Here is a 14,979-nt window from a genome sequence, read left to right as displayed (position 1 = left end):
CTTATTTCCCTTCCATGGTCAGCGCGTCATTCACGAGCGCTGCTTGTTGTGCTTTGTGCTGGCTGGCCAGACCCGTTGCGGGCGAGGCAGAGGCGGGGCGACCAGCATAGCTTGGACGCGCGGTTTTCGCACCGATCCGGCCGAGGACCCATTCGATATTGGGCTCGATAAAGGTCCAGGCGCCCTGGTTCTTGGGCTCTTCCTGACACCAGACCATTTCGGCCTGGCTGAACCGCTCCAGCTCTTTGACGAGGCTGAGGGCGGGGAACGGGTAGAACTGTTCCACGCGCAGCAGGTAGATGTCGTCGATGCCGCGGGCGTCGCGTTCTTCGAGCAGGTCGTAATAGACCTTGCCCGAGCACATCACGACGCGCTTGATCTTGTCGTCGGGCTTCAGCTTGGTGTCCGAATTGCCCTTTTGCGCATCGTCCCAGAGGACGCGGTGGAATGAGCTTCCGGTGGTGAAATCCTCGGCCGCGCTGATGGCCAGCTTGTGGCGCAGCAGCGATTTGGGGGTCATCATCACCAGCGGCTTGCGGAAGGTCCGGTGCAACTGACGGCGCAGGATGTGGAAATAGTTGGCGGGCGTGGTGCAATTCGCCACGATCCAGTTGTCACCGCCGCACATTTGCAGGAAGCGTTCAAGACGGGCCGACGAGTGTTCGGGGCCTTGGCCTTCATAGCCGTGGGGCAGCAGCATCACGAGGCCGGACATCCGCAGCCACTTGCTTTCGCCCGAGCTGATGAACTGATCAAACATGATCTGCGCGCCGTTGGCGAAATCGCCGAACTGTGCTTCCCACATGGTCAGCGCGTTGGGTTCGGCCAGTGAGTAGCCATATTCAAAGCCCAGCACCGCGTATTCCGAAAGCATCGAGTCGATGACCTCGTAGCGGGACTGGCCCGCGCGGACGTGGTTGAGCGGGTAATAGCGTTCTTCGGTGTCCTGATTGATCAGCGCGGAGTGGCGTTGCGAGAACGTGCCGCGTGCGCTGTCCTGGCCTGCAAGGCGCACCGGGTAGCCTTCGGTCAGAAGCGAGCCGAAGGCGATGGCCTCGCCCGTTGCCCAATCGAAGCCCTCACCGGATTCAAACATTTTGGACTTGGCGTCCAGCAATCGCCCGACGGTTTTGTGCATCGGGAAACCATCCGGCGCGGTGGTCAGCGCTTTGCCGATTTCCTCAAGCGTTTCGGGCTTGATGGAGGTCGCCCCGCGCTCGTAATTTTCGCCGTTGCGGCGATCAAGATGAGACCAGCGGCCATCCAGCCAGTCGGCCTTGTTGGGCTTGTAGTCGCGACCCGCTTCAAACTCGTCGTTCAGATGGGCCTGGAAGGCGGTTTTCATATCCTCGATCTCGCCTTCGGGGATCAGGCCATCCTTGACCAGACGTTCCGTGTAAAGGCTGAGCGTCGTCTTGTGCGACTTGATTTTCTTATACATCACCGGGTTGGTGAACATCGGCTCGTCGCCTTCGTTATGCCCGAAGCGGCGGTAGCAGATCAGGTCGATCACGACGTCTTTCTGGAATTTCTGGCGGAACTCGGTCGCGACCTTGGCGGCGTGGACCACGGCCTCCGGGTCGTCGCCGTTCACGTGGAAGATCGGGGCTTCGACCACCAGCGCGTTGTCGGTGGGATAGGGGCTGGAGCGGGAGAAATGCGGGGCCGTGGTGAAACCGATCTGGTTGTTCACCACGATATGCATGGTGCCGCCTGTTTTGTGCCCGCGCAGGCCGGACAGGGCGAAACATTCGGCCACAACGCCTTGGCCTGCGAAAGCTGCATCGCCGTGCAACAGGATCGGCATGACCTGAGAACGATCATCGGGGTTCAACTGGTCCTGCTTGGCGCGGGCCTTGCCCAGCACCACGGGGTTCACGGCCTCAAGGTGCGAGGGGTTCGCGGTCAGCGACAGGTGCACGGTATTGCCGTCAAACTCGCGGTCCGAGGACGCGCCGAGGTGGTATTTCACGTCGCCCGAGCCGTCGACGTCTTCGGGTTTGAAGCTGCCGCCCTGGAATTCGTTGAAGATCGCGCGGTAGGGTTTGCTCATCACGTTGGCCAGCACCGACAGGCGGCCCCGGTGAGGCATGCCGATGACGATTTCCTTCACGCCAAGCGCACCGCCGCGCTTGATGACCTGCTCCATCGCGGGGATCAGGCTTTCGCCGCCATCCAGGCCGAACCGCTTGGTGCCCATGTATTTGACATGGAGGAATTTCTCGAAGCCCTCGGCCTCGACCATCTTGTTGAGGATGGCTTTGCGGCCTTCACGGGTGAACTGGATTTCCTTGCCCAGACCTTCGATCCGTTCCTTGAGCCAGGCGGATTGTTCGGGGTCGGAAATATGCATGTATTGCAGCGCGAAAGTGCCGCAATAGGTGCGCTTCACGATCTCGATGATCTGGCGCATGGAGGCGATTTGCAGCCCCAACACATTGTCGATGAAGATCGGGCGATCCATGTCGGCCTCGGTGAAGCCGTAGGATTTAGGGTCCAGTTCCGGATGTGGGGTTTGATCGCGCATGCCCAGCGGATCAAGGTCTGCCACAAGATGACCCCGGATGCGGTAGGCGCGGATGATCATGAGCGCGCGGATAGAGTCGAGGACGGCACGTTTGATCTGGTCGTCGGAGACGCTGACACCTTTGGCATCGGCCTGCGCCTTGATCTTGTCGCCTGCGCCTTTGGCTTCAACGGGGTCGGGCGCCCACTCGCCAGTCAGCGCAGCTGTCAGGTCATCGGCAGGCTGCGGCGGCCAGTCGCCGCGCGCCCAGCTTGGGCCTTGCGCTTCGGCTTTGACGTCCAGTTCGGCGTCGCCCATCTGGCGGAAGAACTGCTGCCACGCTTCATCGACCGCGTTGGGGTCGTTCGCGTAGCGCGCGTAAAGCTGTTCGAGATATTCCGCGTTGTGGCCTTGCATGAAGCTGGAGGCATGGAAGATATCGTTGGGGCTTTGGTCTGTCATTGGGGCACCTCATTCGGTTGGCGCTGGGAAGGGGAGCTCTGCAGCATTGGCAAGATAAGGCTAAACGAGAATAGCAAGAGTAACCCGTAATCGCTTTGCTCGTTGAGGAGGGTCGGCATCAGGATAGAGGGCCACGGGAAGACAATTCCGCTGATGGCAACTGGGATCAAGATCAGTGCGCTGATAACGGCTAAAGCGGACGCAACAGTCATTCTAAAGAGCGGGAATGGGCTGATAGACGCGTCTAAAACTCTGTATTTCCTTTTGGCATTAGAACGCCTAGCAACACCGTCCCGTCCAACAAAGAAAAGACCAGTAAAGGTTGTCGCAGACAATTGTAGTGCCGCTAGGTCGCGCCAAATTCCTCCGAGCATTTGTAGCAAGTGTGCACTTGTGGCTAGACTGCTCCAAAAGAAGAAAAGGGTAAGGAACCTCTTTCGAGTCATCATGGATTTTCCTTCCAGCGATACCGCTGGGCCGCGCCCAACCCACACTTAAGACGCACGCGTGCAGCATCCGCCCAGTCCAGAGCGCTGCTCTCTGATCGTGATGCGGCACGTCTTGCCATCTTGCTCCTCGCGCCCCGGGCTTGACCCGGGGTCTTTGGGTTCAGGTCCCGGGTCAGGCCCGGGACGGGGTTTCTTAGCCGATCGCTTTCACGACCGCCTCGCCAAGACTGGCGGGGCTTTCGGCGACGACGATGCCTGCGGATTTCATCGCTTCGATCTTGTCTTCCGCGCCGCCTTTACCACCGGCGACGATGGCGCCGGCGTGGCCCATGCGGCGGCCCGGAGGGGCGGTGCGGCCCGCGATGAAACCGGCAGTGGGCTTCCAGCGGCCTTTCTTCTTCTCATCGGCAAGGAACTGGGCGGCTTCTTCTTCAGCCGAACCACCGATCTCACCGATCATGATGATGCTTTCAGTCTCGTCATCCGCAAGGAACCATTCGAGGACGTCGATATGCTCGGTCCCTTTGATGGGGTCGCCGCCAATGCCGACGCAGGTCGACTGGCCAAGGCCCACATCGGTGGTCTGCTTGACGGCCTCGTAGGTCAGCGTGCCGGAGCGGGAGACGACGCCAACGCTGCCGCGCTTGTGGATGTGGCCGGGCATGATGCCGATCTTGCAGGCGTCGGGCGTGATGACACCGGGGCAGTTGGGGCCGATCAGGGTGGAGGCGGAGCCTTCGAGCGCGCGCTTGACCTTCATCATGTCGAGCACGGGGATGCCTTCGGTGATGCAGACGATGACTTCCATCTCGGCGTCGATGGCTTCAAGGATCGAGTCCGCTGCGAAGGGCGGGGGCACGTAAATCACCGACGCGTTGGCTTCGGTCACGTGCTTGGCCTCGTGGACCGAGTTGAAGACGGGCAGATCAAGATGCGTCATGCCGCCTTTGCCGGGGGTCACGCCGCCGACCATCTTCGTGCCATAGGCGATGGCCTGTTCGGTGTGGAACGTGCCTTGCGAGCCGGTAAGGCCCTGACAGATCACTTTGGTATTTTCGTCGATGAGGACTGCCATTTCGTGGCTCCTTTAGGTTTCGTTCTGAGCGTCAGCGGCATTCATGATCATGAGCATGACGCTGGCAGGTTCGTTGGGACGGCCCTTGCGGGTCGTTGTGACAAGGCGGTTCGGGTTGGTGCCGGTGAGCCAGGCGCGCTCGGTCGTTTTGCTGATCTGGGCCGGGTCTATGGCGGTTGCATTAGGGAAGGTGCGGGCGACATAGCGATCTACGGCGGCGGTTTGCCCGGTGCGCGAGGCCGCAGCCACAGCGCAGACGGGCGGTGCGCCGTCCGAGGAGAGCATGACGAGCGGGCGCCTGTCATCCACGGCATACATCTGGACGCGGGTTTGCGTGGCTTGGGCCGGAACCACGCGCGGAACTTGCACGTAGCTGGCCGCGCGCAGACCCGCCGGGATGCTGTCAAACGCGTTCATCTTTGAGACGCAATGGGTGTCGAACGCCGCCACGAAAGTGCGCGGGGCCGATTTCGGCACGACATTGCTGTCCTTGATATTGGCAAGCTCGAACATCTCAGGGGTGGTGCCTTCCCAGCTGGGTGTGCAGGCCGCCGCACAGAGCAACGCGCAGGCCGAGGCCATGCGGCTGAGCATATGCGGAGGCTGGCGCATCCATGCCGTTCCTTAGCCCTTAACCGCTTTCACGATCTTCTCGGCACCGTCTTTGAGGTTGTCGGCGGCGATGACGTCGAGGCCGGAGGTGTTGATGATCTCCTTGCCTTTTTCGACGTTTGTGCCTTCGAGACGCACGACGAGGGGGACTTGGAGACCGACCTCTTTGACGGCGGCAACGACGCCCTCGGCGATCACATCGCAGCGCATGATGCCGCCGAAGATGTTCACGAGGATACCTTTGACCTGCGGGTCAGACGTGATGATCTTGAACGCCTCGGTGACCTTTTCCTTGGTCGCGCCGCCGCCCACGTCGAGGAAGTTGGCAGGCTCGGCCCCGTAAAGCTTGATGATGTCCATGGTTGCCATGGCAAGGCCCGCGCCGTTAACCATGCAGCCGATTTCACCGTCCAGAGCGATGTAGTTCAGGTCGTATTTGGAGGCGGCGAGTTCCTTGGGGTCTTCCTCGGTCTCGTCGCGCAGCTCGGCGATGTCGGCGTGGCGGTAGATTGCGTTGCCGTCGAAGCTGACCTTGGCGTCGAGCACTTTCAGATCGCCGCTGTCGGTGACGATCAGCGGGTTGATCTCGAGCATCTCCATGTCCTTCTCGAGGAAGGCTTTGTAGAGCAGACCCATCAGGCCGACGCATTGCTTGACCTGTTTGCCTTCCAGACCCAGCGCGAAGGCGATGCGGCGGCCGTGGTAGGCTTGATAACCCGCAGCGGGATCGACGGAGAAGGAAAGGATCTTTTCGGGGGTCGCGGCGGCAACCTCTTCGATATCCATGCCGCCCTCGGTCGAGCAGACGAACGATACGCGGGAGGTCTGGCGATCGACGAGCAGGGCCAGATACATCTCTGTCTCGATGCCGGAGCCGTCTTCGATATAGATGCGGTTGACCTGCTTGCCGACGGGACCGGTCTGGTGCGTGACGAGCGTGCGGCCGAGCATCTTCTTGGCCTCGGAAGCGGCTTCTTCGACCGACTTAGCCAAGCGGACACCGCCCGCTTCGCCTGCGTCTGCTTCCTTGAAAGAGCCTTTGCCGCGTCCACCGGCGTGGATTTGTGCTTTGACGACCCAGAGGGGGCCGTCCATCTCACCGGCGGCTGTTTTGGCGTCTTCGGCTTTCAGCACCACACGTCCGTCGGACACCGGGGCGCCATAGCTGCGAAGAAGGGCCTTGGCCTGATACTCATGGATATTCATGCAAACTGTCCCGTTTTGCTACGTTTAAAGGCGATATAGACATAAGCTATGACGTGCCTAAAACGTCTTTTCGTCGCATCCCCCGAAAAAGCGACATTTGTGATCACAGGGTTTTAACGTGTGATCACAAATTCGGTGTGCAATGGGATACCGAAGGGAGAATCACCGTCACATCAATGGCTAGGCGGGCTGTAAGAGCCGGGTTATGGTGCGGTTCAACGGGTCGCGGGGCGGCCAAACTCAGGCGAGCATAGCGCAATGACAACAGCATCGGGCGGAGAGTGGGCGATCTGCATGACAGTGCGGGAACCCGCAGTTCTGGTTCTGGCCAATGTGCTGTGGCATCTGGAAACGGGCGCGTCCGAGGTCTGGGTTTTCCTTGATGACCCGGACGATCCGGTGGGCGCGTTGATCGAGGGGATGGACCGGGTGATCGTCACGCGTTGCGATGTCGATTGGTGGGCGGCGCGTGGCGACCGGCCTGTTCCGCAAACCGGACGGCAACGGATCAACGCGACGGAGGCTTACCGCCGCACGAGTGCACGCTGGATGATCCATCTGGACGCGGATGAACTGCTTTGGCAGCATCGGTCTTTGGCGGATGAGCTGAAGCATCTGGGCCAGATCGACGGCTATCTGAAGTTCCGCGTCTATGAGCGCGCCTATGCGCTGGGCCAGCCCGCGCCGGGCATTTTCGACGGCGTGTTGCGTCGGGCGATGGGGCGCGGGCCTGCGGTATCGGGCGCGGTCTGGGGCGATCTGAATGCGGTCAGCCATGAAGGGCTTTTGGCGCATAACTTGGGTAAGCCTTGTGTCCCTGTGGGGCGTGAAACGCAGCTGTCAGTGCACCGGGCGGAGCCTTTGGAGGGCACGGCCAAGCTGCCCTCTGCCCATGTCGCGGGGACGTGGCTGGTGCATTATGACGGGCTGACGCCGCTGCATTGGATGCTGAAGCTGCTGCGTTATGCCGAACTGCCGAAACACCAGCAGCAGAAGATTTTGGGTGATAAGCGGCGTGCGCAGTTGGAGGCGGTGTTGACCACATACAAGACCGCCACCGGGCTACGCAGCTATCACGATCAGTTGCGGGGCTTTACGCCGGAGCGACTGCAAGCGCTGACCGAGATGGGCTATGTCGAGGATCGTCCGTTCAATCCGCAAGCGGTGATTGATGCAGCGATGCCGGGTCTGGATCTGAGTGTGGCGGCGTTTGACGCGGACCTGCGGGCACGCAATGCGGATTTGATCGCGCGGTTCAAACGCAAGCTGGGATAACGAAAAACGGCGCGAAGGGGACCCTCGCGCCGTTTTCTGAACTGCTTTGAGAGGCTTTTAGGCCAGCGACTCGTCGATGCCTTTGCAGGCCTCAACCAGACCCTTGACCGCGTTGACCGAGCTGTCGAACATTGCCTGCTCGTCCTTGGTCATTTTGATGTCCACGATCCGCTCAACCCCACCGGCGCCGATCACGGTCGGTACACCGACATAAAAGCCGTTCAGGCCAAGGGCGCCGTCGACATAAGCTGCGCAAGGCAGAACGCGCTTTTGGTCTTTGAGATAGGCTTCGGCCATTTCAATCGCCGAAGTTGCTGGCGCGTAGAATGCAGAGCCGGTTTTCAGCAGGCCCACGATCTCGGCCCCGCCATCGCGGGTGCGCTGGACGATGGCGTCGAGCTTCTCTTGCGTGGTCCAACCCATCTTCACCAGATCCGGCAGCGGGATACCCGCGACGGTGGAATAGCGGGTCAGGGGCACCATCGTGTCGCCGTGACCGCCCAGAACGAAAGCAGTGACGTCTTTCATCGACACGTTGAACTCGACCGACAGGAAGTGACGGAAGCGCGCGCTGTCCAGAACACCAGCCATGCCGCAGACTTTCTCGTGGGGCAGGCCCGAGAATTCGCGCAGGGCCCAGACCATCGCATCGAGCGGGTTGGTGATGCAGATCACGAACGCGTCTGGCGCGTTGTCGCGGATACCTTCGCCAACGGATTTCATGACCTTGAGGTTGATGCCCAGCAGGTCATCGCGGCTCATGCCCGGTTTGCGAGGCACACCGGCGGTTACGATGCAGACGTCTGCGCCTGCGATATCTTCGTAGCTTTGCGTGCCGCTCATCGCAGCGTCGAAGCCTTCCGAGGGGCCGGATTCGGCGATGTCGAGGGCTTTGCCCTCGGGGATGCCTTCCGCGATGTCGAACAGAACGACGTCGCCCAGTTCTTTCAGTGCCGCAAGGTGGGCGAGTGTGCCACCGATTTGTCCCGCGCCGATAAGGGCGATCTTGGGTCTGGCCATGAGTGTGATCTCCGATCCGAGTGAATTTCGGTCAGGTGCCTAGTCCTTTGCCCCGCGCCGCGCAAGGGCAACGGGGCGCGGCGAAGCGCTGCATGGGCGCTGGTTTGCGCGCGCGCCAGCGTGTAAGCCTAGCTCAGACTGTGCTTTTTCAGGACCAACCCCGTGCTGACACTTGATCTTGCGTTCTTCGCTTTGGCCATTCCGGCGACGATCTTTGCGGGGATCAGCAAGGGGGGCTTCGGGTCGGGTGCGGCGTTTGCGGCGGGGTCGATTCTGGCGCTCGCGGTCGATCCGGGCGTGGCGCTGGGCGTGATGCTGCCGCTTTTGATGCTGATGGATGTGGCCGGGTTGAAGGCCTATTGGCGCAAGTGGGACTGGGGCGAGGTGCGCCTGATCATCTATGCGGGCCTGCCCGGCGTGGCGCTGGGGGCCGCCCTTTATCAAGTGGCGAATGCAGATGTGTTTCGCTTCTTGATTGGGGGAATTTCCCTGGCCTTTGTCGCCTATCAGATCTTGCTGCGCGGGGGCTATATCCCGAAGCCCAAGCGCCCCATGGGGCCGAAAGCAGCGATGGTGACGGGCGTCACGGCAGGGTTCACCAGCTTTGTCAGCCATGCAGGCGGGCCGCCGGTGGCGGTCTATCTGCTGAGCCGCGGGCTGGACAAGCTGACCTATCAGTCTGGCACTGTCCTGATTTTCTGGGCCATCAATGTGATGAAATTCGTGCCCTATTCATTTCTGGGCATTTTCACGTGGCAGACGCTTCTGGCGGATCTGCTGCTGGCCCCCTTTGCGGTTCTGGGCACATGGTTGGGGGTCCGCGCGCACCACATGATCTCGGAGCGCGCGTTCTTTGGCGTCACATATGTTTTGCTGACCCTGACCGGCAGCAAGCTGATCTTTGACGCGTTAACCTAAACAGGGTTAGCCGTCTGTGCCTGCCGCGGGCAGCGCTTCGGCGAGGTGCTCGTAGGCTTGGCCAGAGGCGACCAGACAGGTCAGCCCGTTGGTGCCGGTGACCACGATGGTCCAGCTGCCGGTTTCTTCAGAGGCGAAGGTTTCGATCACGGCGTTATTCGCCGCAAGCCCCATGGATTGGCGGGTTTCGCCATAGGCGCTGATCAGTCGTTCAACGATTGCCGTGCGTTCGCCGCAGCGTTGCGTTTGGGCTTTGACCATGAGCGTCGAGCCCATGAGGGTTGCGATGGAAAGGCCTGTAAGTAGCAGTTTCGGTGTCATGTCCGCGTCCTTTTTTCTGAGCGACCCTGAGAGGGCCGGAGCGGCGAGGAATGCCACCGCTGCATCCAAGACTGCGAAGAGTGTCGCAAATTAAGGTTAACGAACGGTTCTGACGCCTTAATAGGGGATTAAGCGTCGCAGGCTGCTGTTTTTTGAGGCAGGTTTGGTGCCGCGTTGCAGCGAAGTTTCTCTTGAATGATCTGCAAAGTCTGTGGCAGGCGTCGCGCAACAATATTGCGAGGAGCAGAATCAATGACCGCACGTCCCTATCGCTCGGTGCTGTATATCCCCGGTTCGAAAGAGCGCGCTTTGGAGAAAGCCAAGACGCTGCCTGTCGATGCGATCATCTTTGATCTCGAAGATGCGGTGGCTGTCGAGGAAAAGGCCAATGCGCGGGCGCTTTTGGCGGAGACGTTGAAAACGGCGGACTATGGCGCGCGTGCGAAGATCGTGCGGGTCAATGCGCTGGACACCGAATGGGGCCACGCGGATGTGGAGGCGCTGCGGGATGTCGGCGCGGATGCTTTGCTGTTGCCGAAGGTGGATTCAGCCGAGGACGTGCAAGCGCTGGCCGAACTGGCCCCCGGTGTTGCGATCTGGGCGATGATGGAAACACCTTTGGGCATCTTGAACGCGGCCGAGATTGCGGCGCATCCGGCGCTGGAGGGGTTCGTGCTGGGCACCAACGATCTGGCGAAGGACCTGAACACGCGCTTTCGCGCAGATCGGGAGCCTTTGCTGACATCCCTGCAGATGTGCATGCTGGCGGCGCGGGCGCATGGGGTTGTGGCGGTCGATGGCGTTTACAACGCGTTCAAGGATGACGAAGGGCTGCGCGTTGAATGCGAGCAGGGGCGCGATATGGGCTTTGACGGGAAGACGTTGATCCATCCCGCGCAGGTCGAAATCACGAATGCGGCGTTTGCCCCGTCTGAGGCCGAGATTGATCTGGCGCGCCGTCAGATCGCGGCGTTCGAGCAGGCGGAAGCAGATGGGCAAGGTGTTGCCGTGGTGGATGGCAAAATCGTCGAGAATCTGCATATCGTGACGGCGAAGGCGACGCTGGCGAAGGCGGACGCCATAGCCAAACTGGAGATCGCATGATTGCTCTGTTAGCTGTCGGGGTTCTGCTGTGGACCGCTGCCCATTACTTCAAACGTCTGATGCCCGAAAAACGCGCCAAGCTGGGCGATCCGGGCAAGGGGCTGGTGGCGCTGGGCATCGTGGCGAGCATCGTCCTTATGGTGATCGGCTATCGCGGGGCGGAGTTTATTCCGGTCTGGAACACGCCCGGTTGGACGGTGCATCTGAACAACACGCTGATGATCCTGGCGCTTTGGGTTTACGGGTCGAGTGCGGCCAAAGGGGGCAAGGTCTGGCCTGCGAATAAGATCAGGCATCCTCAGCTCACGGGGTTCAAGATCTGGGCGGCGGCGCATTTGCTGGTGAATGGCGATCTGGCGTCGATCGTCCTGTTCGGCGGGCTGCTGGCCTGGGCCGTGGGGGAAGTCATTCTGATTAACCGGGCCGAGCCTGCATGGGAGCCTCCGGGCAATGCCGATAAGGCTGCGCATATCCGGCTCGCTGTGATTACGCTGGTGCTGTACGGGGTCATCGCCGCGATCCACGTTTGGCTGGGCGTGTGGCCGTTCCCGTCATGAAGATTTACCGCTTTCTGAGCGCGGATGACACGTCTGCCTTTTGTCACAAGGTCAGTGCGGCTTTGGCCAAAGGTTGGGAGCTTTACGGCAACCCGACCTATGCGTTTGACGAGGCCAACGGTGTGATGCGCTGCGGGCAGGCGGTGACGAAAGAGATCGAGGGCGATTACAGCCCGGATATGAAATTAGGGGACCAGTAAATGGTGAAGACGAATGCGGGGCGCTTTTTCGAGGATTACGCGCCCGGTCAGGTGATCGAGCACGCGGTGCCGCGGACGGTATCTGGCGGCGAGCGCGCTTTGTATCATGCGCTTTATCCGGCGCGAGGGGCTTTGTATTCGTCGGACGAGTTTGCGCGTGGGTGCGGTCTGCCGATGTCCCCGCTGGACGATCTGGCCGGGTTTCATGTGGTGTTTGGCAAATCGGTGCCGGACATTTCGCTGAATGCGGTGGCCAATCTGGGCTATGCTGAGGGGCGGTTTTTGCAACCCGTCTATGCCGGGGACACTTTGCGGTCGTCGTCTGAGGTGATCGGGGTCAAGCAGAACTCCAACGGGAAAACCGGGGTTGTTTACGTGCGCACGCGTGGAACGAACCAGCGCGGTGAGACGGTGATGGAGTTTGTGCGCTGGGTGATGGTGCGCAAGCGGGATGTCGATGCTGATGCGCCCGATACGGTTGTGCCAGAGCTGAGCAAAGTGGTTGCGGCAGAGGATTTGCCGATCCCGGATGGCTTGGACTTCTCAAGCTATGATTTCACGCAGGCGGGGGAAGAACACCGCTGGGGCGATTATGAGATCGGCGAGCAGATCGACCATGTGGACGGTGTCACGATTGAGGAAGCCGAGCATATGATGGCCACGCGGCTGTGGCAGAACACGGCAAAGGTGCATTTCGATGCGACCGCGCGACCTGACGGGACGCGGCTGATCTATGGCGGGCACGTAATCTCATTGGCGCGGGCGCTGTCGTTCAACGGTTTGGCCAATGCGCAGATGATCGTGGCGATCAACGCAGGCGCGCATGCGAACCCGTGCTTGTCGGGCGACACGGTGCGGGCGTGGTCGGAAGTGCTGGACAAGGCCGAGACATCGGCGCCGGGTGTGGGGGCCGTGCGCTTGCGGCTCGTGGCCACAAAAGGCGACGCGTTCAAGCTACGCGGTGAGGATGGCAAATACCTGCCCGAGGTCTTGCTGGACCTCGATTACTGGACCTTGATGCCGCTATGAAACATCTCGCAGCAGCTTTGGCATTGATGGCGTCGCCAGTGATGGCGGAGGATACGGAGCTGTTTGTTGAATCCAACCTGCTGAGCATTTTTTACCATGAGCTGGGTCATGCGCTGATCGACATCATGCAATTGCCCGTCTTCGGGCAAGAAGAAGACGCCGCGGACGTGCTATCGGTTCTGCTGATTGATGCGTTCTATGATGAAGAGACCGCGCAAGCGATCGCCTATGATGCGGCTTTCGGGTTTTTGGGTGAAGTGGCCGAGCGAGGCGATGAAGAAATTGCTTATTGGGGTGTGCATGGCCCGGATGAGCAGCGGTATTACAACCTTGTCTGCCTGTTCTACGGGGCCAACCCGGACGAACGGGACGATCTGGCCGTTGATCTGGGCTTGCCGGAAGAACGCGCGGAACTGTGCGAGGACGAATTCGCGCTGGCCAATGACAGCTGGGGGCCGGTGCTGGACGAGATGGCAAAGAGCGGGGGCGGCGACACGATTAAATACGTCTCTGAAGGGGACAGCCTGACCCATATCCTGATGGAGGATGAGGTTCGTGAGTTGAATGCGGAGTTTCAACTGCCCCAGACGCTGACCGTGCGGGTCGAGCCGTGTGATGAACCGAATGCGTTTTATGATCTGAGCGAACAGTCGATCACGATGTGCACAGAGTTTGAACCGTTCCTGCGAACGCTCGCGCCTGAGTAAGGGACGCGTAAGGCGGGACCGACGCCGAAGCGCCGATCCCTAGGGGACCCTTTGGATCAGTCGTATTCACCGATGAACATCTTGGCGAGTTCGGCATTGGTGTAGTCTGCCGGATCAACGCCCATTTCAGCAGCCAAGCGCGCGTGGCCTTGGCTGATGCCGACATTCTGAGTGGAGATCACATCGCGTGAAATCGTGATCTGTTCGTCAACTCCGTCGCCGGACAGCTTTTCCGCTGCGATCTGAAGCGTCTGCGGAGCGCTGGGGGTGGAGGCTGCGATGGCCTTGCCGAAATCGTCGGCTGGGCCCGCAGAAAGAGCCGTGGCAGTGACAAGAAAAGCAGTAAGGGCGGCCGGGATAAAATAGGAATTCATCTTTATTTCCTTTCACTTAGCGTTATGGGCACTCAAAGGCCCGACTGGAGACTTCAACCGGAGCACGAAAAAGTGAACCGATAAGTTCACAAGTGGGGGAACCTTTCGAAGAGATCAAGACGCCGCGCGAAAAAATAAACCGTTTAGTTTGAATTGAGCTAAATCCCGCTGAGTCGGGCGGTCGGTTCGGCAAAGCGCTGCTTGCCGCATCATACAGGAAATTTTGTGATCACGGCTATCGACCGCGTGATCACAAATTAGAATTTTCTGCCGGGTTGCGCCAAATAACCGCGCCAAATCAAGGTCTGAAGGCGTGACTCAGAGCGTAAAATCACTATCACTTACGCCAGAGCCAGCGCGCGAGCGCACAGCCGAAGGGAATAAATATGCCAGACGTGAACAGGGGCAATCGCCCTCTCTCACCGCATCTGTCGATCTACCGACCGCAGATCACATCCATCAGCTCCATCCTGACGCGGATCACCGGAAACGCGCTGCTTATCAGTGCACTGCTGGTGGTGTGGTGGTTGCTTGCTGCCGCGACATCGCCTTCTTACTTCGCTGTGGCTGACGGGGTGTTGACCTCGGTCTTTGGCAAATTGGTGCTGGTGCTGTCGCTTTGGGGGCTGTGCTATCATCTGCTGGCTGGTCTGCGGCATCTTTACTGGGACAATGGCGGTAGCATGGAGATCGGCTGGGCTGAAAAGCTGGGCTGGGCCTGTGTAATTGGATCGGTCGTGCTGACCGTCCTGTGCCTGCTGATTATCGGAGGGATGTCGTAATGGCCTACATGACCGACCGAAAACGCGCCGAGGGTATGGGCTCGGCCAAGGAAGGGACGCATCACCATTGGTGGATGATGGTCAGCTCTGCCGGGTTGGCCGTTTTGACGCCCTTCTTTCTGTTCACTTTCGCGCCGATGCTGGGCAAACCCCATGCCGAGGTGCTGGCTTATTTCGCGCAGCCGTTCCCGGCGATTATCGCGGCCCTGATGATTGTTGCGACATTTCTGCATTTCAAAAACGGTGTGCAGGCCTTGATCGAGGACTACGTTCACGGAACGGCCCGCAAGATCACCCTGATCGCGACCACCTGTCTTTCTTACGCCGCGGCTGCGACTGGCCTTTTTGCCATCGCCCGCATGGCGCTTTAACGCACGGAGCA

The 14,979-nt window shown here is 60.1% G+C and carries 16 protein-coding genes; 9 read left to right on the top strand and 7 right to left on the bottom strand.

Annotated elements, in window-relative coordinates; translation table 11 throughout:
• Nucleotide 1: 1 nt before the first annotated feature.
• The 4 genes from KUW67_RS11155 to sucC form a co-directional block, all read right to left on the bottom strand.
• Nucleotides 2-2,968: a 2-oxoglutarate dehydrogenase E1 component gene (locus tag KUW67_RS11155; protein WP_224825384.1), complete on the bottom strand. Its 2,967-nt coding sequence runs from the start codon at nt 2,966-2,968 to the stop codon at nt 2-4.
• A 642-nt stretch (nt 2,969-3,610) separates the two neighbouring features.
• Nucleotides 3,611-4,492 (bottom strand): succinate--CoA ligase subunit alpha, encoded by an 882-nt coding sequence (gene sucD, locus KUW67_RS11150; RefSeq protein ID WP_224825383.1) that lies wholly within the window; start codon nt 4,490-4,492, stop codon nt 3,611-3,613.
• Nucleotides 4,493-4,504: 12 nt separating this feature from the next.
• Nucleotides 4,505-5,104: a hypothetical protein gene (locus KUW67_RS11145; protein ID WP_224825382.1), complete on the bottom strand. Its 600-nt coding sequence runs from the start codon at nt 5,102-5,104 to the stop codon at nt 4,505-4,507.
• A gap of 12 nt (nt 5,105-5,116) precedes the next feature.
• Nucleotides 5,117-6,310, bottom strand: coding sequence for an ADP-forming succinate--CoA ligase subunit beta (sucC, locus tag KUW67_RS11140; RefSeq protein WP_224825381.1), 1,194 nt, complete (start codon nt 6,308-6,310; stop codon nt 5,117-5,119).
• 258 nt (nt 6,311-6,568) lie between these two features.
• Between sucC and KUW67_RS11135 the strand changes: the two genes are divergently transcribed.
• A complete protein-coding gene (locus KUW67_RS11135) occupies nt 6,569-7,585 on the top strand; it encodes a glycosyltransferase family 2 protein (protein ID WP_224825380.1) in 1,017 nt (338 codons plus the stop codon).
• Nucleotides 7,586-7,642: 57 nt separating this feature from the next.
• On the opposite strand, the gene mdh is transcribed toward KUW67_RS11135, so the two are convergent.
• Complete coding sequence (mdh, locus tag KUW67_RS11130; RefSeq protein WP_224825379.1) at nt 7,643-8,605, bottom strand: malate dehydrogenase; 963 nt, start codon at nt 8,603-8,605, stop codon at nt 7,643-7,645.
• 162 nt (nt 8,606-8,767) lie between these two features.
• Between mdh and KUW67_RS11125 the strand changes: the two genes are divergently transcribed.
• Entirely contained in the window at nt 8,768-9,523 is a 756-nt protein-coding gene (locus KUW67_RS11125; protein WP_224825378.1) for a sulfite exporter TauE/SafE family protein, read from the top strand.
• 6 nt (nt 9,524-9,529) lie between these two features.
• Here the strand turns inward: KUW67_RS11125 and KUW67_RS11120 are convergent, their stop codons facing one another.
• Nucleotides 9,530-9,844, bottom strand: a complete 315-nt coding sequence (locus KUW67_RS11120) for a hypothetical protein (RefSeq protein WP_370634966.1) — start codon at nt 9,842-9,844, stop codon at nt 9,530-9,532.
• Nucleotides 9,845-10,096: 252 nt separating this feature from the next.
• On the opposite strand from KUW67_RS11120, the gene KUW67_RS11115 reads away from it, so the two are divergent.
• The 5 genes from KUW67_RS11115 to KUW67_RS11095 are packed head-to-tail and all read left to right on the top strand — an operon-like array spanning nt 10,097 to nt 13,441.
• The gene (locus KUW67_RS11115) at nt 10,097-10,948 is read left to right on the top strand and encodes a CoA ester lyase (protein WP_224825377.1); all 852 of its coding nucleotides are present in this window, start codon (nt 10,097-10,099) and stop codon (nt 10,946-10,948) included.
• Nucleotides 10,945-11,505: an NnrU family protein gene (locus KUW67_RS11110; RefSeq protein WP_224825376.1), complete on the top strand. Its 561-nt coding sequence runs from the start codon at nt 10,945-10,947 to the stop codon at nt 11,503-11,505. Before KUW67_RS11115 ends, KUW67_RS11110 begins: the two co-directional genes overlap by 4 nt.
• A complete protein-coding gene (locus KUW67_RS11105) occupies nt 11,502-11,705 on the top strand; it encodes a DUF1737 domain-containing protein (protein ID WP_224825375.1) in 204 nt (67 codons plus the stop codon). Before KUW67_RS11110 ends, KUW67_RS11105 begins: the two co-directional genes overlap by 4 nt.
• A complete protein-coding gene (locus tag KUW67_RS11100; protein ID WP_224825374.1) occupies nt 11,706-12,734 on the top strand; it encodes a MaoC family dehydratase in 1,029 nt (342 codons plus the stop codon). It begins immediately after the preceding gene.
• Nucleotides 12,731-13,441: a DUF4344 domain-containing metallopeptidase gene (locus KUW67_RS11095; protein WP_224825373.1), complete on the top strand. Its 711-nt coding sequence runs from the start codon at nt 12,731-12,733 to the stop codon at nt 13,439-13,441. The genes KUW67_RS11100 and KUW67_RS11095 overlap by 4 nt, the downstream gene beginning before the upstream one ends.
• Before the next feature lie 56 nt (nt 13,442-13,497).
• Here KUW67_RS11095 and KUW67_RS11090 read toward each other — a convergent pair whose 3' ends face one another.
• Nucleotides 13,498-13,815: a hypothetical protein gene (locus KUW67_RS11090; protein ID WP_224825372.1), complete on the bottom strand. Its 318-nt coding sequence runs from the start codon at nt 13,813-13,815 to the stop codon at nt 13,498-13,500.
• A 386-nt stretch (nt 13,816-14,201) separates the two neighbouring features.
• Here KUW67_RS11090 and sdhC point away from each other — a divergent pair, with 386 nt between their 5' ends.
• Both sdhC and sdhD read left to right on the top strand, forming a co-directional pair.
• The gene (gene sdhC / locus KUW67_RS11085; RefSeq protein ID WP_224825371.1) at nt 14,202-14,597 is read left to right on the top strand and encodes a succinate dehydrogenase, cytochrome b556 subunit; all 396 of its coding nucleotides are present in this window, start codon (nt 14,202-14,204) and stop codon (nt 14,595-14,597) included.
• Complete coding sequence (gene sdhD, locus KUW67_RS11080) at nt 14,597-14,968, top strand: succinate dehydrogenase, hydrophobic membrane anchor protein (protein WP_224825370.1); 372 nt, start codon at nt 14,597-14,599, stop codon at nt 14,966-14,968. Before sdhC ends, sdhD begins: the two co-directional genes overlap by 1 nt.
• Nucleotides 14,969-14,979 lie beyond the last annotated feature (11 nt).

The sequence above is a fragment of the Cognatishimia sp. MH4019 genome, assembly GCF_020177595.1.
GTDB lineage: Bacteria > Pseudomonadota > Alphaproteobacteria > Rhodobacterales > Rhodobacteraceae > JAHTBL01.
Note: the sequence above shows the minus strand (reverse complement) of the source record. Positions and strands in the feature narration are given on the sequence as shown.